The organism is Sneathiella sedimenti (assembly GCF_017313765.1).
Lineage (GTDB): Bacteria > Pseudomonadota > Alphaproteobacteria > Sneathiellales > Sneathiellaceae > Sneathiella > Sneathiella sedimenti.
In genome coordinates, this window is the sequence record NZ_JAFLNC010000003.1 from 448,407 (window position 1) to 470,423 (window position 22,017).

Annotated in this window: 24 protein-coding genes; 13 read left to right on the forward strand and 11 right to left on the reverse strand. The window is 51.5% G+C overall.

All coding sequences use genetic code 11. From position 1 onward, the window contains the following. Positions 1–6: 6 nt before the first annotated feature. Positions 7–1,182 carry a M20 aminoacylase family protein gene (locus J0X12_RS11415; protein WP_207045786.1) on the forward strand — a complete coding sequence of 392 codons (1,176 nt, stop codon included), beginning with the start codon at positions 7–9 and terminating at the stop codon, positions 1,180–1,182. Between the two features lie 150 nt (positions 1,183–1,332). After that, a complete protein-coding gene (locus tag J0X12_RS11420; protein WP_207045788.1) occupies positions 1,333–2,193 on the forward strand; it encodes an MBL fold metallo-hydrolase in 861 nt (286 codons plus the stop codon). A gap of 10 nt (positions 2,194–2,203) precedes the next feature. Here J0X12_RS11420 and J0X12_RS11425 read toward each other — a convergent pair whose 3' ends face one another. After that, the gene (locus tag J0X12_RS11425) at positions 2,204–3,076 is read right to left on the reverse strand and encodes a LysR substrate-binding domain-containing protein (protein WP_207045790.1); all 873 of its coding nucleotides are present in this window, start codon (positions 3,074–3,076) and stop codon (positions 2,204–2,206) included. A 268-nt stretch (positions 3,077–3,344) separates the two neighbouring features. Between J0X12_RS11425 and J0X12_RS11430 the strand changes: the two genes are divergently transcribed. The 5 genes from J0X12_RS11430 (at position 3,345) to J0X12_RS11450 (ending at position 6,461) form a co-directional block, all read left to right on the forward strand. Beyond that, positions 3,345–3,899 (forward strand): histidine phosphatase family protein, encoded by a 555-nt coding sequence (locus tag J0X12_RS11430; protein ID WP_207045792.1) that lies wholly within the window; start codon positions 3,345–3,347, stop codon positions 3,897–3,899. Positions 3,900–3,959: 60 nt separating this feature from the next. Beyond that, positions 3,960–4,424, forward strand: coding sequence for a MarR family winged helix-turn-helix transcriptional regulator (locus J0X12_RS11435; RefSeq protein ID WP_207045794.1), 465 nt, complete (start codon positions 3,960–3,962; stop codon positions 4,422–4,424). 67 nt (positions 4,425–4,491) lie between these two features. Then, positions 4,492–4,923 carry an EamA family transporter gene (locus tag J0X12_RS11440; protein WP_207045796.1) on the forward strand — a complete coding sequence of 144 codons (432 nt, stop codon included), beginning with the start codon at positions 4,492–4,494 and terminating at the stop codon, positions 4,921–4,923. Positions 4,924–5,026: 103 nt separating this feature from the next. Then, on the forward strand, positions 5,027–5,581 hold the full coding sequence (locus tag J0X12_RS11445) for a paraquat-inducible protein A (protein ID WP_207045797.1): 555 nt from the start codon (positions 5,027–5,029) through the stop codon (positions 5,579–5,581). Between the two features lie 94 nt (positions 5,582–5,675). After that, complete coding sequence (locus J0X12_RS11450; RefSeq protein WP_207045799.1) at positions 5,676–6,461, forward strand: class I SAM-dependent methyltransferase; 786 nt, start codon at positions 5,676–5,678, stop codon at positions 6,459–6,461. A gap of 30 nt (positions 6,462–6,491) precedes the next feature. Here the strand turns inward: J0X12_RS11450 and J0X12_RS11455 are convergent, their stop codons facing one another. The 3 genes from J0X12_RS11455 to J0X12_RS11465 form a co-directional block, all read right to left on the reverse strand. Continuing rightward, the gene (locus tag J0X12_RS11455) at positions 6,492–7,670 is read right to left on the reverse strand and encodes a vWA domain-containing protein (RefSeq protein WP_207045801.1); all 1,179 of its coding nucleotides are present in this window, start codon (positions 7,668–7,670) and stop codon (positions 6,492–6,494) included. A gap of 11 nt (positions 7,671–7,681) precedes the next feature. Then, positions 7,682–8,527 (reverse strand): AAA family ATPase, encoded by an 846-nt coding sequence (locus J0X12_RS11460; RefSeq protein WP_207045803.1) that lies wholly within the window; start codon positions 8,525–8,527, stop codon positions 7,682–7,684. Between the two features lie 131 nt (positions 8,528–8,658). Continuing rightward, a complete protein-coding gene (locus J0X12_RS11465) occupies positions 8,659–9,297 on the reverse strand; it encodes a carbonic anhydrase (RefSeq protein ID WP_207045804.1) in 639 nt (212 codons plus the stop codon). A 196-nt stretch (positions 9,298–9,493) separates the two neighbouring features. Between J0X12_RS11465 and J0X12_RS11470 the strand changes: the two genes are divergently transcribed. Beyond that, on the forward strand, positions 9,494–10,732 hold the full coding sequence (locus J0X12_RS11470) for an MFS transporter (RefSeq protein ID WP_207045807.1): 1,239 nt from the start codon (positions 9,494–9,496) through the stop codon (positions 10,730–10,732). Positions 10,733–10,962: 230 nt separating this feature from the next. Then, positions 10,963–11,868, forward strand: coding sequence for an RNA polymerase factor sigma-32 (locus tag J0X12_RS11475; protein WP_207045809.1), 906 nt, complete (start codon positions 10,963–10,965; stop codon positions 11,866–11,868). Here J0X12_RS11475 and J0X12_RS11480 read toward each other — a convergent pair. Both J0X12_RS11480 and J0X12_RS11485 read right to left on the reverse strand, forming a co-directional pair. Continuing rightward, positions 11,865–12,557 carry an SOS response-associated peptidase gene (locus tag J0X12_RS11480; RefSeq protein ID WP_207045811.1) on the reverse strand — a complete coding sequence of 231 codons (693 nt, stop codon included), beginning with the start codon at positions 12,555–12,557 and terminating at the stop codon, positions 11,865–11,867. The two genes, J0X12_RS11475 and J0X12_RS11480, sit on opposite strands and share 4 nt — an antisense overlap. A 309-nt stretch (positions 12,558–12,866) precedes the next feature. Further along, a complete protein-coding gene (locus tag J0X12_RS11485; RefSeq protein WP_207045813.1) occupies positions 12,867–13,616 on the reverse strand; it encodes a cytochrome c biogenesis CcdA family protein in 750 nt (249 codons plus the stop codon). A gap of 144 nt (positions 13,617–13,760) precedes the next feature. Between J0X12_RS11485 and J0X12_RS11490 the strand changes: the two genes are divergently transcribed. Then, the gene (locus tag J0X12_RS11490) at positions 13,761–14,756 is read left to right on the forward strand and encodes an NADPH:quinone oxidoreductase family protein (protein WP_207045815.1); all 996 of its coding nucleotides are present in this window, start codon (positions 13,761–13,763) and stop codon (positions 14,754–14,756) included. A gap of 79 nt (positions 14,757–14,835) precedes the next feature. Here J0X12_RS11490 and J0X12_RS11495 read toward each other — a convergent pair whose 3' ends face one another. After that, the gene (locus tag J0X12_RS11495) at positions 14,836–15,165 is read right to left on the reverse strand and encodes an ArsR/SmtB family transcription factor (protein ID WP_207045817.1); all 330 of its coding nucleotides are present in this window, start codon (positions 15,163–15,165) and stop codon (positions 14,836–14,838) included. 699 nt (positions 15,166–15,864) lie between these two features. Here J0X12_RS11495 and J0X12_RS11500 point away from each other — a divergent pair. After that, positions 15,865–16,554 (forward strand): cell wall hydrolase, encoded by a 690-nt coding sequence (locus J0X12_RS11500; RefSeq protein ID WP_207045819.1) that lies wholly within the window; start codon positions 15,865–15,867, stop codon positions 16,552–16,554. Here J0X12_RS11500 and J0X12_RS11505 read toward each other — a convergent pair. Both J0X12_RS11505 and J0X12_RS11510 read right to left on the reverse strand, forming a co-directional pair. Next, complete coding sequence (locus J0X12_RS11505; RefSeq protein WP_207045821.1) at positions 16,551–17,432, reverse strand: DMT family transporter; 882 nt, start codon at positions 17,430–17,432, stop codon at positions 16,551–16,553. The two genes, J0X12_RS11500 and J0X12_RS11505, sit on opposite strands and share 4 nt — an antisense overlap. A 21-nt stretch (positions 17,433–17,453) precedes the next feature. Beyond that, positions 17,454–18,476, reverse strand: a complete 1,023-nt coding sequence (locus tag J0X12_RS11510) for an SDR family oxidoreductase (protein WP_207045823.1) — start codon at positions 18,474–18,476, stop codon at positions 17,454–17,456. Positions 18,477–18,614: 138 nt separating this feature from the next. On the opposite strand from J0X12_RS11510, the gene J0X12_RS11515 reads away from it, so the two are divergent. Together J0X12_RS11515 and J0X12_RS11520 are read left to right on the forward strand one after the other, a co-directional pair. Then, positions 18,615–19,310, forward strand: coding sequence for a 2OG-Fe(II) oxygenase (locus J0X12_RS11515; protein WP_207045825.1), 696 nt, complete (start codon positions 18,615–18,617; stop codon positions 19,308–19,310). A 128-nt stretch (positions 19,311–19,438) separates the two neighbouring features. After that, a complete protein-coding gene (locus tag J0X12_RS11520; protein ID WP_207045827.1) occupies positions 19,439–20,395 on the forward strand; it encodes a GlxA family transcriptional regulator in 957 nt (318 codons plus the stop codon). Positions 20,396–20,400: 5 nt separating this feature from the next. Here J0X12_RS11520 and J0X12_RS11525 read toward each other — a convergent pair whose 3' ends face one another. Then, a complete protein-coding gene (locus J0X12_RS11525; RefSeq protein WP_207045829.1) occupies positions 20,401–21,228 on the reverse strand; it encodes a hypothetical protein in 828 nt (275 codons plus the stop codon). A gap of 14 nt (positions 21,229–21,242) precedes the next feature. Next, entirely contained in the window at positions 21,243–21,908 is a 666-nt protein-coding gene (locus tag J0X12_RS11530) for a class I SAM-dependent methyltransferase (RefSeq protein ID WP_207045831.1), read from the reverse strand. Between the last annotated feature and the right edge of the window lie 109 nt (positions 21,909–22,017).

The window sequence follows — 22,017 nt, forward strand, 5'->3', positions numbered from 1 at the left end:
ATAAAAATGCAGATACTTCCTGAAATCAAAGAGATGCACGACGAACTCACGGAATGGCGGCATCGAATTCACAAGCATCCGGAAACGGCCTTTGAAGAGTATCGCACGGCTGATTTTGTCGCGGAAAAACTGGAAAGCTTTGGTATTGAGGTACATCGCGGCCTAGCAAAGACGGGGGTCGTCGGCACCCTGACGCACGGAAGCGGTAACCGCGCGATTGGACTTCGGGCGGACATGGACGCTCTTGATCTGCAGGAATTGAACGAGTTTGAGCACCGCTCCCAGATCGACGGCAAAATGCATGGCTGCGGTCATGATGGCCATACAGTTATGCTGCTGGGGGCAGCAAAGCATCTTGCCCGGACGAAGAACTTTGACGGCACCGTCCGGTTTATCTTTCAGCCGGCGGAGGAGAATGTTGCGGGCGGCCGGGTCATGATCGCGGACGGCCTATTTGATAAATTTCCGGTCGATAGTGTCTATGGCATGCATAACATGCCTGGGCATCAGGTCGGTACTTTTGCGGTGTGCAAGGGCCCGATCATGGCGTCGGCCGATTTCTTTGAGGCCCGTATTATTGGCAACGGCGGACATGGGGCTTTTCCTCATCTGGCGACGGATCCGGTCGTGATTGCATCGGAAATCGTGCTGGCCTGGCAGAATATTGTAAGCCGGAATGTTGATCCGCTTCAATCCGCCGTCGTGACGGTTGCCCAAATCAACGGCGGGCATACAGGGAATGTTATTCCTGCAGATGTGGTGTTGAAGGGGACGACCCGGGCGTTCGATCCGAAAGTCCAGGATATGATTGAGAACCGGATGCGCCAGATTGCGGTCGGCATTGCCGAGGCTCATGGTGCGAAAGCAGAGTTTAGCTATGATCGTCGATATGCGCCGACCATAAATTCCCCGGAAGAAACCGATGAAGCCATCGCCGCCGCCGCCGAACTGGTCGGGGATTCAGGCGTGAACAAGAATGTTGCGCCGGTCATGGGAGCAGAGGATTTTTCCTGGATGTTGCAGGAACGTCCGGGCTGCTACATCATGATTGCCAATGGCGCAGGTGAGGGAAGTTGCCATGTGCATAACCCGAACTATGACTTTAACGATGAAATCCTGCCGCTCGGCGCGAACTATTGGGTCCGTTTGACGGAGCGGATTCTTGTGCAGGAAGCAAGTTAACCATAACCGTGATCACATTTTGGCAAGTTCGCGCAAAATTTCGTGATCACCGTTACAAATGGGGTGAAAAAAAATTGGAATTAATCGTTTGTGAAGGTCACATTACATAAAGTAGATGTTATCAGCATAGGGATGTGATGTAGACTTACAATGGGTATGAATGTGACATTCTGGGGCGTCCGGGGTTCAATCGCGACGCCCTCACCGGATCATATGAAGTATGGCGGCAATACCTCCTGTGTAGAGGTAAATGTGAATAATCGCGTCATAATTCTGGATGCGGGAACGGGCGTGCGACTTCTCGGCGAATGTCTTATGCGTCGCAATCAGAAGGATTATCTCTTCCTGCAATCCCATACACATTGGGACCATATCAACGGCTTTCCGTTTTTCTGCCCGATCTATCGCGACGATGTAAATATCAAGGTAATGGCGGGCCATCTAAGCGAACTGGGCGGTATCAAGAAGGTGCTTTCCTCGCAAATGTGTCAGCCTACTTTCCCGGTCCCATTTTCGGAACTGGCCGCAAATCTTAGTTTTGAAGATTTCAAGTCCGGGGATTCCTTTTCACTCGGCGATGGTATTCATGTTCGGACCGCGCCGATGAAACACCCGGACGGCGGCACCGGCTACCGGATTGAGTGTGAAGGCCAGTCGGTTTGCTATATTACCGACACGGAACATGTGATTGGTCATCCGGACCAGGATATTCTGGAGCTTATCGAAGGCGCGGATCTGGTTATCTATGACTCCACTTATACTGATGAGGAGTATCCGCAGTTCAAGGGATGGGGGCATTCTACCTGGCAGGAAGGGGTGCGTCTGTGTAAGGCGGCCAATGTCGGCCAGCTTGCAATTTTCCACCACGATCCCGCTCATGATGATGAGTTTATGGATCAGGTGGCCAAAGATGCATTCAAGGCCTGGCCGAACGCTTTTGTTGCTCGTGAGGGAATGTCGATGGAAGTTGGGGCTGAGACCTATCCAGACAAAGTTTCCCTCGCACGGTAATTATCGAGAATTATTTTCCACCAGATGCTGGGACCATCTCAACAAAGGAAGATATCAGGCTGGATTGCTGGTCTTCTTTCAGACAGAGTAAATAGGTTGCTTCTGTCAGGGGCGTATCTTCAATTTCAATTCCGTGAATGCGGCCATCCCACCGGATCTCCAAATCCGTAAAAAACGCGACTCCAAGATTATTTGCAACAGCCTCTCGCCCAATTTCCCTACTCTGCAACGTCAATATCTGTTGAGCCTTAATGGTGAATTGCGATGACCAGTGTTCTTGATTTTTGCGGGCCGCATACAGATCGGACGACATGATAATTTTCTGGTCTGTCAACTCGTTCAATGCAACTGATTTTTTCTTAGACCAGGGATGATCTTTCGAGACGGCCAGTTTTAGGGGGGCTTCGGCTATTTTCACCGAAAACAGTCCGTTATCATCAGGGGGGACATGTTGTATCGCGATATCCGCGCGGAACTCGAGTACCTCCTTCTCGATCCGGACGGCCGGAATTGCCAGAAATGAAAGCCGGATTTTAGGGTGCTTCGCTTGAAATTTGGACAAGAGCGGTAGTGCGGGAATGGATGAAGTTGCGGCGATATTCAGCTGCCCCGCCTCTATCGAGTCGAGAGAGGAAAGGAGCGTATGGGCCTCCTCTTCCAGACTGAATATTTTTTTGGCGACCCGCAGGAGTAATTTGCCTGATGTTGTGATCTCTGTTTTTCGCCCGCGCCGTTTGAAAAGCTTGGTATTGTAAGCCTGCTCCAGCGCCTGAACCTGTAAAGTGACTGCTGGCTGGGTTAGGCCCAGGATTTTTGCAGCGGCTGAAAATCCGCCTGTTTCTGCCACGGCGTGAAACGCCTTTAGCTGTGCATGGTTCATCATCAATGTTCCGGTCTAAATCATGATTTGGTAGTTCACATTTACGCCTCTCATCAGGGTATTAAAAAATAATAATTTACGCATAGGTTATGTAAAAACACTTGTCAATTGTAAATGAAATAAATAATACACTATTAAAGGGTATTTTGTTCCCGACTTTTAAAGATGCCTGATATTTGGCGTTCGCATTTCTCGTTTATGATGTAGTTTCTTGCTTTATTTCCCAACTATATTGGAAATTGTCGCCGTTTTGGGAAGAAAAGGAGTAGTTGTGAGTATATCAGTATATCTTGTTCGTCATGGTGAGGCAGCGGAATCCTGGGATCAGGCACTTGATCCGGGACTAAGTGAGAAAGGCATGGTTCAGGCTCGGGAAATGGCCGCGCGGCTGAACAAGGAAATTGCACCGACACGTCTATACAGCAGCCCCCTCAACCGCACCCAGGAAACGGCGCTGCCGCTAGCCGAATTGTGGCAGAAGAAAGCAATAATCACACCTGAACTATCGGAAGTACCATCAGCAGGTCTTGATCTTGGGAACCGGCGCGCGTGGCTGACCAAAGTTATGGCAGGAAAATGGACGCAGCAGTCGGAGCAGTTGCAGGGTTGGCGATCGGCGATTCTTGATTTTACACGGCAGCAAAAAAGTGATGCAGTATTTGTGACCCATTTTGTCGTCATCAATGCGATCATCAGCGCAATTGAAGAACGCGACGACGTGGTTGTTTTTCGTCCCAATCATTGCTCGATTACCAAAATTCAGGTTTCAGGTGACGCCATGAGCATTATTGAAAAAGGTCAGGAAGCTGTTACAGTCGTGAAGTAATCGCTTTTTCCGGGGTTGCAGATTTAACCTGATTTGACTGATATGGATATCTTAGCCGTTATGACGCATATGAAATCGCTAAAGCCTCGGGTAGAGGACGGCCGGTCGATTGATGATTATCGGGTTGAGGAACACATTGGACATCTGCTGCGACGTGCGCACCAACGGGCCAGTTCCATATTCCAGTCTTATATGGGGCATGTGCAGATCACGCCGACACAGTTCGCTGCACTCACCAAGCTAAGGGATGAAGGAGAGCTGTCGCAAAATCACCTTGGTCGCCTGACCGCGATGGATCCGGCGACCATCCAGGGAGTAACCCGGCGCCTGATTGACCGTGGACTTGTCCAGATACGGCCAGATGAGACCGACAAGCGACGGATGCTTCTGCGGTTGACGGACGCCGGATTGCAGCTGACCGAAGATATCATTCCCTTTGGCTTTGATATCACCGATGACACACTCGAGCCGCTCTCTGTGGAAGAACAGGAATTGTTTCTGAGGTTGCTGACGAAAATCAGCTGACTCTGCTTCCTGGTCCGGTAATTCGGTAGACGACCCTGGTAATAGCGCCGGAGGTAAAATAGGAAGTATGAATTATTCTGGATACTGGCAGTTCTGGGCGCTGCTCGCTGCCGTTTTTGCGGCTTTGACGGCCATATTGGCGAAGGTCGGGGTGAGTGAGATCAACTCGAATTTCGCGACCTTCCTGCGCACAATTGTAATCATTTTCGCCTTGGCACTGCTTCTTCTATATACGGGCGAGTTTCAACCTATCGATAAAATATCGGGAAAGTCTCTGATTTTTCTTACTCTTTCAGGACTTGCAACCGGGGCGTCCTGGCTTTGTTATTTTCGTGCCCTCCAGATCGGCAAGGCATCCCAGGTTGCACCCATCGACAAACTAAGTGTCGTTTTCGTCGCAATCATCGCGGCGTTGTTCCTGGGCGAGAATCTCTCAGGCCCCGCGTGGCTTGGCGTCGGCCTTGTCGCGAGTGGCGCAATCCTGATTTCTGTCAGTTAATTATAACCGAATAACATGTATCCTGATCCTCTTTTTGATTTCGCACCCTTGCCACAAATGGGTATAAGCAAATCACCTATATTTACAGAGGAGAAACCGCGCGATGCATTGGTTCGTTGAACGGATACTGGTCGGACGGCCAGACCGGCAGACAATCGCGAAATATGCAGAAGGTAGCGATCGCTATCTCGGTGTTTTCCTCCTTATCTCAGCGGCGTTGCTTGGGCTTGCCCTAACGCAGCCGATCATGACCAGCAATGGCTTTGCCGGGCTGGACGGCAGTTTCTCGTTGCTGAGTGCGATGGCGGCACTGTTGAAAAGCGGGCAGGGGGGGATCGCGTTGCTGATTGCTGTCCTCTCTATTTTGCTGCCAATCGTGCTCCTCTCAACGGCGTTCGAGTTATGGTACAAATATGAACTGACAGATGCCAAATTCCTGCGCAAGACGCAGTTACTCCGCCAGCTTGGCCGGCTCTGGTTTCTAAGTCTTTTCGTTATTGGGGCGGCGATCTATCTAGGTACGCGCGCCGATAGTGGCCTTGTGCTGCATGTTGCGGTTTATTATCTCCTCTTATCTTTGGCGATACAGAAGTTGGTTGCCGCCCGTCTTCAACCTATGATTAATGCCGTGCAATTTGTCGATGAGGATGAGAGCTAAAAGAATATTAAGTTTTTTGTCCGATACTCTGCGCGCTGCCTTATTTGGGGCCAGATATATCTGTAGTTAATTCTTTTTTGCCTAGGATTGTCGCTTGTTACGTTTCGTATTTACCAAGACCGCGCGGTATCCCGGACTTGAAGTTGAACATAACCAGTTCCGGCGCAGCTTGCGAACTCTCCTCGTAAATATAAAATATCGTGGATTCCGTCGGACACTCCTGGGTCTTCTGGCGATTGCCTGCGCGAAAGCCCATCTCCCCCTTTTACAAGACCATCGCTTTTCACGGCAAAACATGCGTGAAAGCGGTCTTGATACGGACGGCATTGTCGAACTAGACGTGCTGGATATTCCCGACAAGATGAAATCCTCGGCCCAGCGATATGAAGCGGCTTCTGAATATGAGTTTCGGCATATTCTGGAGCGGCTGAATATAGAAAATTCGAGCTATCACTTTTTGGACTACGGTTCGGGTAAGGGCGCCATTCTGGCCGCGGCGGCCAAATACCCCTTCCTATCCGTGACCGGGGTAGAATTGAGCGAACAGCTGCATCAAACAGCATTGCAAAATATCGAGGATATGAAACGGGATGTAAGAACCCAATGCGGTTCGATTGCGTCAGTTCAGGGTGATGCGGCCAGCTATACCTTACCCCCTGTGCCCCATGTCATTTACATTTTCAATGCATTCGGACCTGACATCCTGCAGAGCGTCCTGGATCATATCGCCATTGATTTAGCTGACGTGCATGAGCCGATATATTTCCTCTACAATAACCCCATGCACCATGAGCTTCTGGAAATGAGCCCGGAATTTGACAAGCTTTCCAATGCGTTCGGTGGAAAATGGATGGTATTTGCCCGGCCGGGGCAAGTCTGAGTAAATTATAATAAACCGGTTAAATGCGAATTACCGGCTTAATTCTTTCATCGCGTTTTCAAGGCCACCGATCGTGAGCGGATACATCCTGTCGGTCATCAGCTGCTTCATCATCTGCACAGACGGGGTGTAATCCCAGTATTTTTCCGGTACGGGATTAAGCCAGACAGCCTTGTGATAGATGTTCAGCATCCGCTCCATCCAGACCTGGCCGGCCTCCTCGTTCCAATGCTCGACGCTGCCACCGGCATACGCGATTTCATACGGGCTCATGGTTGCGTCGCCGACAATGATCAGCTTGTAATCCGCAGGGTAGGTGTGCAGCACATCCCATGTCGGCATGAAGGAGGTATGACGGCGGCTGTTTTCCTTCCAGAGCTTTTCATAAACACAGTTGTGGAAGTAATAGAATTCAAGATGCTTGAACTCGCTGCGCGCGGCAGAGAACAACTCCTCGCAGGCCTTGATATGATCATCCATGGAGCCGCCGATATCGAACAGGATCAGGACCTTGACCGTGTTGTGGCGTTCCGGCCGCATTTTGAGGTCCAGAAACCCTGCGTTGCGCGCAGTGGACCGAATGGTATCGTCGAGATCAAGCTCCTCTGCGGCGCCTTCGCGGGCGAACTGCCGAAGCCGTTTCATGGCCACCTTGATATTGCGGGTGCCGAGTTCGACACTGTCGTCGAGATTTTTATACTCGCGCTTGTCCCAGACTTTCACCGCTTTGCGGTTGCGGCTTTCCTTCTGGCCGATGCGGACCCCTTCAGGGTTATAGCCATAGGCGCCAAAAGGTGATTTACCGGCAGTACCGATCCATTTATTGCCACCCTGATGCCGCTTTTCCTGTTCCTTAAGACGCTCCTGCAGCGTTTCCATGAGCTTTTCCCAGCCGCCCATGGCTTCGACCTGTGCCTTTTCCTCATCGGTGAGGGTTAGCTCAGCCAGTTTCTTGAGCCATTCCTCCGGGATTTCGACCTCTGCCGCGTCGGAGATAAACTCGATACCGTTGAAGCAATGACCGAAGACCTGATCGAACTTGTCGAGATTCTTCTCATCCTTCACCAGCGTTGCCCGGGAAAGATAATAAAAATCATCTACCGAGTATTCGGCGCAGCCGGCTTTAAGCGCCTCGATCAGGGTCAGGTATTCCCGTAACGTCACGGGGATCGAGGCGTCTTTCAGGGTGAAGAAGAATTTTGTGAACATTGTCTGCCGCCTTAGCGTTGTTCGCGGCGAGAAAGGAAGGCGAGCCTTTCGAAGAGATGTACATCCTGTTCATTCTTGAGAAGCGCGCCATGGAGAGGCGGAATGAGCTTGGACGGATCTTTCGAGCGCAGCACGTCCTCTGGGAGTTCTTCGCTCATGAGAAGTTTCAGCCAGTCAAGCAATTCGCTGGTCGATGGCTTCTTCTTGAGGCCAGGTGTTTCCCGGACATCGAAAAAGATCTTGAGCGCGTCGCGAACAAGTTCCTGCTTCGCATCTGGATGATGGACATCAACGATTTTTTCCATCGTTTCCTGGTCGGGAAAGCTGATGTAATGGAAGAAGCAGCGGCGCAGGAACGCGTCCGGCAGCTCTTTTTCGTTATTCGACGTGATAATCACCAACGGCCGGTGCTTGGCCTTGATCGTCTGCTGTGTTTCGTAAACGAAAAACTCCATCCGGTCGAGTTCCTGAAGCAGGTCATTCGGAAACTCAATATCCGCCTTGTCAATCTCGTCGATCAGCAGGATCGGGCTTTCGTCGGCGGTGAAGGCCTCCCACATCTTGCCGGGGCGGATGTAGTTGGAGATGTCATGCACCTTGTCATCGCCGAGCTGTGAATCGCGCAGACGAGAAACGGCGTCATATTCGTAAAGGCCCTGTTGCGCCTTGGTCGTGGACTTGATGTTCCACTCGATAAATTGCTTACCCAGGGCATTGGCGACTTCCTGAGCCAGCACGGTCTTCCCGGTGCCGGGCTCTCCCTTGATTAACAGTGGACGCTCCAGTGTCATGGCGGCGTTGACAGCGATCATCAGATCTTCCGTCGCCACATATGTATCTGTACCTTTAAATTTCATGCCGAGTTCTCGATTTCTTTTTCTTATTTCTATGGATTGCGAAGGCGCTATTGATTGGAAAATAAGCCCAGCAGACGTTTTGATCAAGCTATTTGACAAAAAGTCAATTTAGCGGGGACGAAAATACTCCGTTATTTAAGGACCGCCGGAAAGTCTTCACCCCGCGTCACCTTGCTGCCGGCCTCACAGTGGATGAGGTCTTTCAGCAGGCCGTTTTTCACCGAATAGATGATGCCATGGACCGCAAATTTCTGTCCCTTATCCCACGCGTCCTGGACGATGGTGGTTGCGCAGACGTTCTGAACCTGTTCAATCACATTCAGTTCACACATGAGATCGGTCTTCTGCTCTTGGGTCTCGGCTGTTTCAATCAGGTCGTGATAGATCCGCGCAGTGGTCCGGATATGGCGAAGCCAGTTGTCAATCATGCCATTCTTTTGTGAGGACATTGCCGCTGCGATACCGCCACAGCCGTAATGGCCGCAGACGATCACATGCCTGACTTTCAGCACCTCGATCGCATATTGCAAAACAGAAAGACAGTTAAGGTCTGACGGTACGACGATATTCGCGATATTACGATGAACGAAAACCTCACCCGGGGGCAGGTCCATAATCTGGTTGGCAGGGACCCGGCTGTCCGAACAGCCGATCCAGAGATGTTCCGGGGTCTGCTGATGGGCAAGGCGAGAGAAAAAGTCGGGATCCGCTGCCGTCGTATTCGCTGCCCATGCTTTGTTCTTCTCAAATACTTTCTTAAATTCTTCCATCAACCTGATCCTTGTAAACTGACTCCTGATGATTCGTGTCCTGTGACCCGTTCGGGCGCGACTATTTAGCATAATTTCAAATCTTGAAAACAGTTTAATGAGGTTTCTTTTGCTGCAGAAAGTCATCTAAATCATTTGACAAATTATCAGTTTGGACGGAGCGTAAGAGGAACAAGAATAAAAGTCAGAAAACTACATGTCCCCGGAACCACGCCCTCCAGCAGTTAAACGTCGTGCCATTTATATCTTTCTCGTGTGTTCCGTGCTGTTCGGTCTGGGGCAGTTCCACCGCTATTCGGGAGCGGTCGTCATGCTTCCCGTCGCCGATGATCTCAGCATTGCCGTCGAGAGCCTCGGTGTCGCGGCTGCGGCGCTGTTTTTTGCATCGGCCTTGGTTCAGGTGCCAACCGGCATGGCCCTTGACCGGTTCGGGCCGCGCATCATTATTCCCAGTATCACCATTCTTGGCGTAGTCGGCTCCCTTATGCTGGCGACAGCAACGAATTTCCATGAAGTGCTGACATCGCGTATTCTGATCGGGGTTGGGTATTCCGCGATTATGATGTCGTCCTACGTATTGTTCGCAAAGTGGTTTCCTCCGACAAAGTTCGCAACCCTGGCTTCCTGGTTGCTGGCGGCGTCCAGCATCGGCGGCATGATGGCCTCCGGACCACTGGCCTATATCATTGAGCATTATGGATGGCGCGCACCGTTTGTCGTTATTGCTGTCATCACCCTGTTGATGCTGCTAATCGGCGTTTACATTATTCGGGATGTGCCGCCGGGTTACAAATATGATCGGGCGACGCCGGGGACTATGGGGCAGAGTTTTCGCGGATATCGCGAAGTTCTGTTGCATCCGAAGTTCTTTAACCTCCTCGCCATGGGGTTTGTTGCCTATGGTCCGGCGGTCGCCGTCCTCGGCATGTGGGGCGGACCATATCTTGAGGGCAGGTACAATCTGGATGGCTATGAGCGGGGCCAGATCTTGCTTTTGATGACCATTGTTGTCCCTGTCGGTGCCTTGTTCTTCGGTCCGCTGGATCGTTATTTCAGCAGTCGCAAGAAAATCGTCATTACCGCCGTTCTGACGGAATTGGTGGCATTTAGTATTTTGGGCCTCGTCGACAATCTCCCGCTCTGGGCAGTCACCTGTCTCTTCGTCTACATTGCCTTCGTGCAGCAATATTATGTGGTTTTGGGAGCTCATTGTCGAAACTCCTTTCCCGATCACCTCGTCGGCCGAGCCAATTCGACGCTCAACCTGATCAGCATTACCGGAGTGGGGTTTATGCAGTCATTATTCGGCTGGGTTCTCGCGGCAAACGGGGACAGCGGATATGAACATTCCTTCCTGATTGTTGCCGGTCTGTTGGTCGCCGCGCTGGTCATTTATGCGGGATCTTCGGAAAAACCAGTCACCCAGCCGAGCTAAATTTCTATCTCTGGGAACTAATCATTCGTTGAATCGTTAGTCATTATTCTAACACAGTTTTGGAGTAGTAAATCTGGATCGGCGAAGCATGTACTGTTGATCACAATTTCGTCAGCGGAACCGCAATGACATTGCAAAATCAACTGAAAAGGTTTAAATTAGAACCATTATAATGTGCGCCCAGTTCCACAGCGTCGACATTCGGCTTTACTTGGTGGGAGGAAGATCACATGAACAAGCAAGAGACGGCACATACGCAAAAACGCAATCGCGCTTTCGTCTCCACGGCAATGTCTATCCCGCTGTTATCGCGGGAAAGGGAATTCGAGCTGGCTTATCTCTGGCGACAAAAGGGAGATGAGAAAGCGTTGCATGAGCTTGTATCTGCCTATATGCGCCTGGTCGTATCAATGGCGTCCAAATTCCGGAATTATGGCCTTTCCATGAGTGACCTGGTTCAGGAAGGGAATATCGGTCTGATGCAGGCCGCCTTCAAATTCGAGCCGGAGCGTGAAATCCGCTTTTCAACCTATGCCAGCTGGTGGATCAAGTCAGCGATGCAGGACTATGTCTTGCGCAACTGGTCAATTGTGCGGTCTGGCACCAGCGCCTCGCAAAAATCCCTGTTTTTTAATTTACGCTGGTTACGGGCGAAAATACAAAATATGGATGATACGGCATTCTCGTCGGATACCTTGATCGCCATATCGAAAAAGCTGAAGATCGGCATCAAGGACGTCGAAACGATGGCGCACCGGTTGTCGTCCCGGGATCAATCGTTGAATGCCCCCATTGGTGAAGAGGGGGATGACAGCATTGAAGACTTCCTGCAGGACACAAACCCGACGCCGGAAGAAAATACAATGCGCAACATTGACGGTGCTGTCCGGTCACAATGGCTTGAAACCGCGCTGCAGGAATTGACCGATCGTGAACAGATCATTATCCGGGAACGCCGGTTGCAGGATGACAAAACCACGCTCGAGGTTCTCGGGGACCGCCTCGGTATTACGAAAGAACGGGTGCGCCAGATCGAACATAAGGCGTTTGAAAAGCTGCAGAGTTCTGTGGTCCGGATCAGCCGGGAGGCAAACCGCAACCCTGAACTTGTTTCAGGGCATCGAAACCACTCCTAGAGCAACCGTGCCTGAGTCGGTGGTGGATCAACTGGCTTGAGTAAGTCTGCATCGTCGTTGCGTACATTGCCAACGCGGCTGGAGACCTTATAAAAGGTCATCCGGTCCGCGTCGAAGGCTTTTAAAACTTCCGTTCCCGCCTCACCCCGGAGCCAGGGGTCAAATCTTGACGGTTCAAGAATGACCGGCATGCGCGGATGAATGAAGGCGATGCTCTCACTCGCCGTTGTCGTCAGGATCGTGCAGCTTTCAATGACCTCGCCATCCGGTGACTTCCAGCTTTCCCAGAGACCGGCAAACGCGAAGAGAGGCATATCCTCTATCCCGATCAACCAGGGTTGTTTTGCTCCCTTGGACAGTTTCTGCCATTCATAAAAGCCGTTTGCCGGTATCAGGCAGCGGCGACTTTTGAACGCCGCGCGAAAGGCGGGCTTTTCCGTGACGGTCTCGCTCCGGGCGTTGATCATCTTGGCGCTGAATTCAGTGGACTTCGCCCAGGACGGAATTAACCCCCAATGAGCCGGGAAATAGTGGCGGCTTTCCCCTGCTGTGTTCTTGTCTACTCGGATGGCGGCAATATTTGTTGTCGGGGCAATATTGTAGCGCGCAGCAAGATTGGGGCGTTCGGGGAAGTCGAACACACGTCGCATTGCCTCGACCGGGCTGGTTAAACTGAACCGGCCGCACATCGATCTTGCCATAATTTTGTTGGAACATTTCGAGACGTTGTGACCATCGCTACAAACTCACATTTTTTAGGCCCTTTAGCCAGCCTTTACGCAAAGTGATACTTGATACATCTGTCCGCTGCCTATATCTGCCCCATACCAAAGTCATTAATTAACTATGACCAAATCTACCAAGGAACACGCTGTTAATACAGCTGTCTGGTTTAGGAATGCTGAAGATGTCAGATGAAGTAAAAGCAACATGGTTAATCGCCGTTATGGCGATCGCCGTATTCGGGCTCACATCGTTCTTTAGTTAATCGAGTGAGCCTAGCCGAGATTGGCAAGGCCCGGAAAAGTTTCCAAGAACCAATAGGCCAATATTTGGAACTGACCCGTAAAGATAAGCAGACCGGTGGCAATTAAAATAAGACCGGTTCCCATTTCGACTAACTTGAAATAACGACGGAATTTCCTCATGAAAGTGAGGAACCGATTGATCGCCAGGGCGGCGAGAATGAAGGGTATTCCCAGCCCAAGGGAATATACGCCGAGCAGGCTCACGCCATATCCAAGCGAGCTCTCGCTTGCGGCGATCGCAAGGATGGTGCCAAGGATGGGCCCGATACAGGGGGTCCATCCAAAACCAAATGCCAGGCCGATCACATAGGCACCAAGCCAGCTTTGCGGCTTGTCAATGTTGTTGAAACGGGCTTCCCGGTAAAGCAGCGGTATCCGGACCAGCCCCGTCATGTGAATGCCGAAAATAATGATCACGGCGCCGGCTATCTGGGATAGCAGCTCCAGATGCTCGATAAGCAGCCGGTTAATATAAGAGGCGGAGGCGCCCAGCAGGACAAAGACAGTCGAAAAGCCGAGTACGAATATTATCGACGTCGCCACGACCCGCCAATCGATACCCTTGGCTCTGCCTTTCTGATCAGGCTCCGATAGCTCCTCCAGACTTGTCCCGGCAACCAGGCAGAGATATGCGGGCACCAGTGGCAGGACACAGGGGCTCAGAAAGCTGATGATGCCGCCACCGGCCGCCGCCAGATATGATATTTCCAAGCCTGCCATTGCACTCAACCTCGTTCCATCAGGGACAGCGCCACAGTTACTCCTTTTGCCTGTCACGATCCAGTCACAAGATTGTAAATTGTACTGGCAATCAACAGGCGGAATAAGGTAGCAATAAAGGGTCTAGAATAAAAAGAACATATAATGACTGACAAACTTGCCAGCGCGACGATATGTCACGACCTCAGCGGTCCTAATGGGGTGAAGCTTGAGCCTCAGCACCTGAAATCACTTGAATCGGGGCAGCTGCGTGTCCGTCTGAAGGCCGCAGCGCTCAATTTTCCGGATCTATTGATGACCTATGGGAAGTATCAGTTCAAGCCGGAACTGCCTTTCACCCTCGGTATGGAAGGGGTGGGTATCGTTGAGGAAACGATGGATCCCACCGCGCCCTATAAAGTCGGCGATGCGGTTCTCTACAAGAGCAAGACCGGGGCGTTCGCCACTTATGCGACGGTGACGGCGTCCCAGCTTGAACCGATGCCGAAAAACCTGTCGTTTGCCGAGGCGGCAGCCTTCTCCGTCACCTTCCTGACGGCCTATGTCTCGCTTGTTGAACGGGGGAAATTGAGGGATGGGGAAACCCTGCTAGTGCTGGGCGCCGGCGGGGGGGTGGGGCAGGCCACAGTTGCGCTTGGAAAAGCGCTGGGCGCGACGGTTATTGCCGCTGCAAGCTCCGCAGAAAAGCTTGCCATCGCTAAGGAGAGCGGAGCGGATCATCTTATCAACTATCGCGAAGACGCCTTCCCGGAGCGGGTGCAGGAAATAACGAAGGGCAAGGGCGCGGATGTCATTCTGGACCCCGTCGGTGGTTCTTTCTTTGAACGAAGCCTTGACTGTATTGCCTGGTCGGGCCGGTTGCTGGTGGCGGGGTTCGCGAGCGGCGAGTTCGGCGTTCTCAAGACGGATCTCGCAGTGAAAAAGGGGTGCGCCGTCATTGGGGTCCGTGCCGGTGAGTTTGGCCGTCGTGATCCGGAGGCGGGGGAACGTGTTAGGATCGCGCTCAGAAAGATTGTTGAGGAAAAGAACCTGAAGCCAATTATCGGGAAATCCTGGCCACTAGAGCGGATTTCAGATGCATTGCGCGCGATGGAGAGGCGGGATGCGACCGGGAAACAGGTTATTCTGATCGACGACTAGCGCCACGAGCTGATTCTATACGACTGGGGAAAGGTGCGGGGGGCCACATTATATGGCCGCCCGCCATGAGGGTCGCAGATTAAGCAACTTCTGCAAGCTTGGATTCACCGACAAAAATGTCTTCGAGCAAGCGAAGGACATCGACGATATTCTCGTCCTGCAGGGAATAATAGATTGTCTGGGCCTCGCGACGTGTCTTGACGACTTCTTCCTTACGAAGACGGGCGAGGTGCTGTGACAGGGCCGACTGGCTCAATCCTACAATTTTTTCAAGCTCGCCGACGGAACGTTCCGATTCGACGAGATTGCATAAAATCATAAGACGATGTTTGTTGGAGATTGCCTTTAGAAAACGGCTGGCGTCATGCGCCTTATCTTGGAGCGACGTGATATTCATCAATAAAACCATACACTTTTTATTCTAGTTGAAAATTCTGATAAGCTGATATAACAGCTAGATCAATTGATGCAAGGAAAACAAACGGAAATAACAAAAAAAATCTGTGGAACCCTATTTTATAAGCAGCGCGCTCAAAAATTAGGCAGGTAATGCCCAGATTTTGTTACCTTTTTTCGCATTTTTCGGCGCTTGTTGCGATCAAGCTGCAAAAGATTCTGTCTGCTGCTACCTCTTGTCGCAGGAAGAATGGTTACAAATTCTTGTATATTACATTTTTCTCTGATACCAAGTCATCCGCCCGGATAAAAATCGGTACCTTCGGGTCGTTCGGGTAATTATTCCGCCGTAACGATCATAACGTGATGTTTCGGCATATACCTCATTTGAGGTATAGAAGCATAAATGAGTAAGGCTATTCTCTGAAATGCTTCTGAATTTCGGATAACTATTTGATTTATATATTTAAATCGTAGTTGCGGCAAACCCTTTCAGAGGGGCTTGGTGAGGTTTTGTTAACCATCAATCAAATAGGATGGTTAATGCAAGGTAAAATAAACAGGTGCCCATCCCATATTAGGGGGATGAGAACAGTCAAGGTGAGTCGGTAGAATCTATTACCAAGGTTGAAGTAGGCGTTGAATTCAGCTTTACAAATTATATAACAATGGAAAAGTGATGATGCAGAGCCCCTTAAATAGGATAGTTTCGATGACGAATGCGAAGTCGCAAGAATTTGGCGTGTTCCTAGGGGCCTTGAGCATTCTGGTGGCCATGGGCGTCGGGTTCAGCCTTCTCCTTCAAATTGGTGCGTCAGCAAAGCCGATTGAGCATATCTCGGCGTCCGGCGCGGTGAAGCACGCCAATCTGCTGCGTCTTGACAAGAAATTTGCAGAACTTCCCGCGCTCCCCAGCGCGTTTGGCAATCTTCCGAATCTGGATATGCCAAGTGGCGATAAGCTTGACGATTCGATTGAATCGGTTGATCTCTTTGGCCGGGCGTTCACAAGGGAGGAGATGTGCATCGCACAGGCGGTTTATTTTGAAGCCCGGAGTGAGCCTCTCGTCGGACAGGTTGCCATTGCAGAAGTGATTCTCAACCGCATAGTAGATGCGCGATATCCCGATACGGCCTGTGATGTTGTCTTTCAGAATCAGCATATGCGGAACAAGTGCCAGTTCTCTTTTGCCTGTGACGGACAGCCTGACCGGCCCAAGAACGCGTCAGCCTGGGAAAAAGCTCTGAAAGTCGTGGCGCTCGTCATGAAAGGCGAACGGAGCGGCGTTGCCAAACGGGCAACCCACTATCACGCCTCTTATGTCTCCCCAGGATGGAGTGCACACCTAAGCAAGCTTGGCCAGGTTGGCAGCCATATCTTCTATCGCGAAGAGACAATCTAGCCTCTTGCGGGCACTGGACGGCTCTTGCGATAGGCAACCCCTGTATGGATCACGAGTGTCGCAATTACGATGGCGCCACCGATAAAGGTTTCCGGGCGAGGCACTTCTGCTAAGACAAGCCATACCCAGAACGGCCCCAGAATACTTTCCATCAACATCAGTAGACTGACTTCCGGCGCGGAAATGTACCGTGGACCTATCGTGATCAGACCGAAGGCACAGGGCAGGACAATCAGCCCGAGGATACAAAGATACATAAAATCAAGGCCGGTAATGGCCAACGGGGCACTAAACGGCAAGGCGATGAGCGCCGTTAATAGTCCGGCAATACCCAGTGAGGGAACCATGTCGACACTCCGGGCATGGCGTACAGTCGTAATCTGTCCGGCAATCATGAAGGCGCAGATTATGGCGTAGAAATCGCCGTCACGGCTGCCACCCCCCACACTCCCCAAAAAGATAAGGCTGATGCCACCGATGCAGACGCCAATGGCGATCCAGGTGGAGAGCGAGATCGTTTCCTTAAGAATCAACCAGGAGAACAAGGCGGCAAACAAGGGCGCCGTGGCAATAATCACCAACGCATTGGCGGCACTGGTGTGCGTAATAGCCAGCACAAAAAAGCAGGTGCTGAGCGAGAATAGGAGAGCAGCGAGCAGGCCACGCTTGCCCATCGCCTGAACAAGGCCCAGTGTGGCGACCCCCCGGCGCAGCAGATAGAAGCCGAAGATGCCGATTGAAAACAGAATGCCACGCCAGAAAAGGATGGTTGCACTATCTGCCCCAATAAGACGCACAAGCAGCCCGTCCGGAGTCAGAAGAAGCACACCCGCGGCTGTAATCAAGACGCCATAAAGGTGAGGGGATTTTTCTCTCATGGTTTATCTTTTCATTAAGCGTCAGACAATTCTATGGGCGATCATGCTGTCCGCTGTCTCGGCTATGGACTGTGTCATGGGAACAGGAGTCCAGTCGAACTGTTGGCGAATGCGTGTCGTGTCAAATTTTGTTGCCGGACCGAGTCGGGTAACGATGAGACGGAAAGTCGGGCTGAAAAGCGCAAGAGTACGAACCAGCCAATCGGGAACCGACCGCTGCGGGATATTATAGGCTTGTTCCTTCAGATGCGATTGCAGGAGCCGGGCGATCTCCCGAAACGACATGGACTCCGCTACACAGATGTAGCGATTTCCGGGAGCCTCTTGATGAGTCAGGGCTATTACATGTGCGGCGGCAACATCCCTGACATCGACCAGGCTAAAACCGATATTCGGAAGGCCCGGTACTTCACGCGCTATCAACCGGCGTATAATTTCATGAGAGGCGCTGGTATCCGTATCAATAACAGGGCCCAGAACAAATCCCGGATTGATAACCGCAAACTCTGGCTTCTGGCTTTCGGATAACGAGTTGATGTAATCCCAGGCGGCCCGCTCGGCAATCGTCTTGCTTTTCGGGTAGGCACCAATGTCCTTGGCCGTATCACTCCAATGGGATTCATCAAGGGTCAGTGATTTATCATGGCCGCCCGAGATCGCGGCGATGGAGGAGGTCATCACGATGCGGCGCACGCCAGCGTCGACAGCAGCCTGAATTGCCCGCAATGCCCCGTCTCGGGCGGGAATAATCAGTTCATTTTCATCCAGTGGCGCTTCGGCGGGGAGCGGGGATGCCATATGCAGCAGGTAGTCTGCCCCTGTCATGGCCTCCGTCCATCCCGAATCCTCGCCGAGATCGGCACGGACAAAGGTCAGGTTCGTGACATCGCAATATTTCGACAGCGACGTTACCAGCCTGTCCACCCGGCCGGTATCCCGCACCGTTCCACGCACCGAGTAACCTTGCCCCAGCAAGTCACGAATTGTATGAAGCGCGATAAAGCCGGACGCACCGGTTACCGTGACGAGGCCTCTGTCTTTCATCTGTTTCTCCTTAAAGCCGCCGTAACAGCATAGGGAAGTTTTCTCCCGGTCGGTGTAAAAAATTAACATCGAATTCCGGGAAGATATTAAGCTGGAAAAGGCAAGACTGGGAATCCTCTATCATGGCAGGAGAGAAGGATGAATAGCGAAGACATCGATTGGCGGAAACTAAACGAGGACATAGATCGAAACGGCTTTGCACGCCTTGAAAACCTGTTGGCACCGGAAGACTGTGCGTCGCTGATCAATGAGTTCGGAAATGAAGCGCTTTATCGCCGCCATATCATCATGCAACAGCATGGCTATGGTCAGGGAGAATATAAATATTTTACCTACCCTCTTCCTGACCCGGTGGCCCGGCTGCGAGAGGATTTTTATCCGCCGCTTGCTCAGATAGCCAATGACTGGTCCGAGCGTCTCTCCGACGGGGTGCAATATCCGGAAAAGCTTGCAGACTATACCGCGCGTTGCCATGCGGCCGGGCAATTGCGGCCGACACCTTTGATCCTGAAATATAACGCGGGCGATTATAACCGGTTACATCAGGACCTTTACGGCGAGCATCTTTTTCCCCTGCAGATGACCATTTTACTAAGCACCCCGGGAGCTGATTTTGATGGCGGGGAATTTATCCTGACCGAACAGCGCGCGCGTCAGCAATCGCGCGCCCGCGTTGTCCCATTGAAAAAGGGGGATGCGGTTGTCTTCGCAGTTAATCAGCGCCCTATTCAAGGGAAAACCGGTTCCGTACGCGTGACCATGCGTCACGGGGTGAGCGATGTATTGGCCGGCCAGCGTTACACGCTCGGCATTATTTTTCATGATGCCAAATAGCGTGATCAACCGCCTCTGATTTTTCTTTGATTAGCAAAATCTTTGAATTACTGTTCTGTGAGCGGCATGGGGCCGGTGGTCCCGCGGCTGATTGCTATGGTTGTTTGGGGAGGCACCAAAGGCAGCGTATGGCGGAGAAAATCAAGAAGGTCGGGTTCCTCCTGACCGACCAATCAAGCATGATATGTTTCAGCAGCGCCATCGAGCCACTGCGATCTGCCAATCGCATGAGCGGCCGTCATCTCTATGACTGGCATATCATCACACCAAACGGGCAAAGTGTTCAGGCCAGCAACGGGATTAGTATCTTGCCCGACATGACGCTCGCGAATGCGGCCTGCCTGGATATTCTCTTTGTCTGCGGGGGAATCGGAACGGACAAGATCAAGGACGAACATCTCCTCGCGGAGCTGCGCCGTATCGTACATCATGGGACTGAGATCGGAGCCCTCAGCACCGGAACCTTTATCCTCGCGGCGGCCGGCCTCCTGAATGGCTACCGCTGCACGATCCACTGGGAAGGCGCAATCAGCCTGAAAGAGAGTTATCCGGAACTCATTTTCACGGGCAGCATCTTCGAGATAGACCGCAAACGTTACACCTGCGCCGGCGGTACCTCCGCCATTGACCTTTTGCTTCATATCATCGGAAAGGAACATGGCGAGAAGCTCGCCTATGATATTTCTTTGCAGTTCATGCATGACCGGATCCGAAGCCACAGCGACAAGCAGCAGGTTGTCAGAAAGCTTCACCTTGCCGCTAAATCACAGAAGCTTCTCACCATTGTTGAAATCATGGAGCAGAATATAGAAGAGCCCCTGTCGCCCGACGATCTGGCCGAAATGGTCGGAATCTCCGTCCGGCAGGTGGAGCGCCTGTTCCGGCAGCATACCGGGCGCTCGCCAGCGCGATACTATATGGAAATGCGGCTTGAGCATGCACGCCTGCTGCTTTTGCAGACCAGCATGTCCATTACGGAAATCTATATTGCTTCCGGGTTTTCAACGCATTCGCATTTCGCCAAAAGCTACCGTGAATATTACGGCGTCAGCCCGAGCCGCGAACGCAAGCCGGCCTATAGCTAAAGACCTTACGCTTTCGGTCGTCTTTTTTCCATCAATCTGCGTAATTGATGACGCAGCTTGTGACGCTTGAAGGGATTGGCTTTTGACGGTTTCCCAGTCCAGGCTAAATCAAAAAGATACTCTTGTGTCCAGTCGTCGCCTTCTTCAAATGCTCTGGTTCTGTTATCGGAAATGAGTAGCGCCCTTTGATTTCCGCTTCGGAATGTCGCGCTGTCGGGCCAGTTGTTTACTGCCCAGGACGTGCCGCCTCGATCGACAACATAAGGCTGCTTCCCCATATTCTGAACTTGCCGGGTAATGCCGTTATGGCCGGACTCCATATGTCTGGCGTCGTCCTTTGTCTTTATCTCGATAAACTCTATTTGCCGCATGATATCAGCGGCAATGATAAACCCGTTCGTGCGAATATGGGGATTGGGGAAGGGAGGATCATCCGCCCCGGTGCTTTCCCAGCTACCGGTCGCGCCGACAATGCCGGCATCGGGTGAGGTAACGAGACAGGTATGGAGATGGGTAAGCCAGTAATCGGACTGGATTTCGCTAAAGGAATTGAGAAAGCAAAAATAGGTGTAATCTAGCTTTCGGCTTACCTCGATATAAGGGCCAAGATCGAGGCCGGAGTCCCCCGGGAAATCGTAAGGGATAAATTCCGTTCCATCCAGCAGATCGAGGTAAAGTGCGTTCTCGTCTTGGTCAAAATCCTTGAAAATCAGGACGAGATCATGATCCAGCGGCTCTTTATGCGCTTTGTAGGAGGAGATGAATTTCCTGAAAGGCTCGATGCCATTTGATTTTCGAACCAAATGCACAACCGCAATGGAAGATGCCGTCATCTCCTACATCATCTTTATGAAAAGAGCTTGGAAATCGTTTTCCGCAAGCCTGTTTTCGGACCGTTTACCGCCAAATAACGGAAGACGGAAATGCCAAAGCGGGTATCGAAGTTGGCCAGCATTTCAAAATCCGGATCTTTCTGCAGTTTGTTGAACACACGCACGCAATCCGGCACCGCACCCGTATCATGAAATACGAAAATGCAGCCCTTTTTGACGACTTCCTTGGCAAGTTCAATATCCTGCATCAGCCCTTTGTAGCTGTGATCCCCATCGATAAAGGTAAAATCAAATTGTCCCTGATAGGGAAGCAGGGCCTTGCGGGCCTCTTTCGAGTGAGAATCCATGATCAGTTCAAGGACAATATTCGTGTTTACGGATTTCTTGATGCGATCCCAATGCTTGAAATTCGGATGTTGCCCGATATCAAGGACGACAGTTTTTTCGATGCTATAGTAATCGCGCAGGAACTTTGTCTGGCCGCCGGATGCCACGCCGATATCAAGCGCGAATTTTGACGGCGGCAACTCAGTCGCCATAAAGTGAACGAAATCGGCGTACTCATCCGGATCCTGCTGTAGGTAGAGCCCGTCCTCAACCACCGGAAAATGAAAAAATTCTTCATTATCTGAACCAGCAGCGATAACTGCCTCTTTGATTTGGTCGCGTGAAATATCCACTTTAGTCGTCCGTTTAGTTGAGGAGCCGGAGTGCTCGAAATACTCGTTGGTTCTCTATAAACAATCACCGGGTTCTTTGCAATGAATGAGCATTATTTTTGCGCTGAAA

What these genes read in the sequence shown, in the direction of transcription:
- J0X12_RS11490 (WP_207045815.1), top strand. Translation starts at nt 13,761, where the DNA reads ATGACTGACAAACTTGCCAGCGCGACGATATGTCACGACCTCAGCGGT.
- J0X12_RS11485 (WP_207045813.1), bottom strand. Translation starts at nt 13,616, where the DNA reads ATGGCAGGCTTGGAAATATCATATCTGGCGGCGGCCGGTGGCGGCATC.
- J0X12_RS11440 (WP_207045796.1), top strand. Translation starts at nt 4,492, where the DNA reads ATGAATTATTCTGGATACTGGCAGTTCTGGGCGCTGCTCGCTGCCGTT.
- J0X12_RS11525 (WP_207045829.1), bottom strand. Translation starts at nt 21,228, where the DNA reads ATGACGGCATCTTCCATTGCGGTTGTGCATTTGGTTCGAAAATCAAAT.
- J0X12_RS11420 (WP_207045788.1), top strand. Translation starts at nt 1,333, where the DNA reads ATGGGTATGAATGTGACATTCTGGGGCGTCCGGGGTTCAATCGCGACG.
- J0X12_RS11435 (WP_207045794.1), top strand. Translation starts at nt 3,960, where the DNA reads ATGACGCATATGAAATCGCTAAAGCCTCGGGTAGAGGACGGCCGGTCG.
- J0X12_RS11425 (WP_207045790.1), bottom strand. Translation starts at nt 3,076, where the DNA reads ATGATGAACCATGCACAGCTAAAGGCGTTTCACGCCGTGGCAGAAACA.
- J0X12_RS11470 (WP_207045807.1), top strand. Translation starts at nt 9,494, where the DNA reads ATGTCCCCGGAACCACGCCCTCCAGCAGTTAAACGTCGTGCCATTTAT.
- J0X12_RS11460 (WP_207045803.1), bottom strand. Translation starts at nt 8,527, where the DNA reads ATGAAATTTAAAGGTACAGATACATATGTGGCGACGGAAGATCTGATG.
- J0X12_RS11520 (WP_207045827.1), top strand. Translation starts at nt 19,439, where the DNA reads ATGGCGGAGAAAATCAAGAAGGTCGGGTTCCTCCTGACCGACCAATCA.
- J0X12_RS11495 (WP_207045817.1), bottom strand. Translation starts at nt 15,165, where the DNA reads ATGGTTTTATTGATGAATATCACGTCGCTCCAAGATAAGGCGCATGAC.
- J0X12_RS11415 (WP_207045786.1), top strand. Translation starts at nt 7, where the DNA reads ATGCAGATACTTCCTGAAATCAAAGAGATGCACGACGAACTCACGGAA.
- J0X12_RS11445 (WP_207045797.1), top strand. Translation starts at nt 5,027, where the DNA reads ATGCATTGGTTCGTTGAACGGATACTGGTCGGACGGCCAGACCGGCAG.
- J0X12_RS11475 (WP_207045809.1), top strand. Translation starts at nt 10,963, where the DNA reads ATGAACAAGCAAGAGACGGCACATACGCAAAAACGCAATCGCGCTTTC.
- J0X12_RS11465 (WP_207045804.1), bottom strand. Translation starts at nt 9,297, where the DNA reads ATGGAAGAATTTAAGAAAGTATTTGAGAAGAACAAAGCATGGGCAGCG.
- J0X12_RS11510 (WP_207045823.1), bottom strand. Translation starts at nt 18,476, where the DNA reads ATGAAAGACAGAGGCCTCGTCACGGTAACCGGTGCGTCCGGCTTTATC.
- J0X12_RS11455 (WP_207045801.1), bottom strand. Translation starts at nt 7,670, where the DNA reads ATGTTCACAAAATTCTTCTTCACCCTGAAAGACGCCTCGATCCCCGTG.
- J0X12_RS11515 (WP_207045825.1), top strand. Translation starts at nt 18,615, where the DNA reads ATGAATAGCGAAGACATCGATTGGCGGAAACTAAACGAGGACATAGAT.
- J0X12_RS11505 (WP_207045821.1), bottom strand. Translation starts at nt 17,432, where the DNA reads ATGAGAGAAAAATCCCCTCACCTTTATGGCGTCTTGATTACAGCCGCG.
- J0X12_RS11500 (WP_207045819.1), top strand. Translation starts at nt 15,865, where the DNA reads ATGACGAATGCGAAGTCGCAAGAATTTGGCGTGTTCCTAGGGGCCTTG.
- J0X12_RS11480 (WP_207045811.1), bottom strand. Translation starts at nt 12,557, where the DNA reads ATGTGCGGCCGGTTCAGTTTAACCAGCCCGGTCGAGGCAATGCGACGT.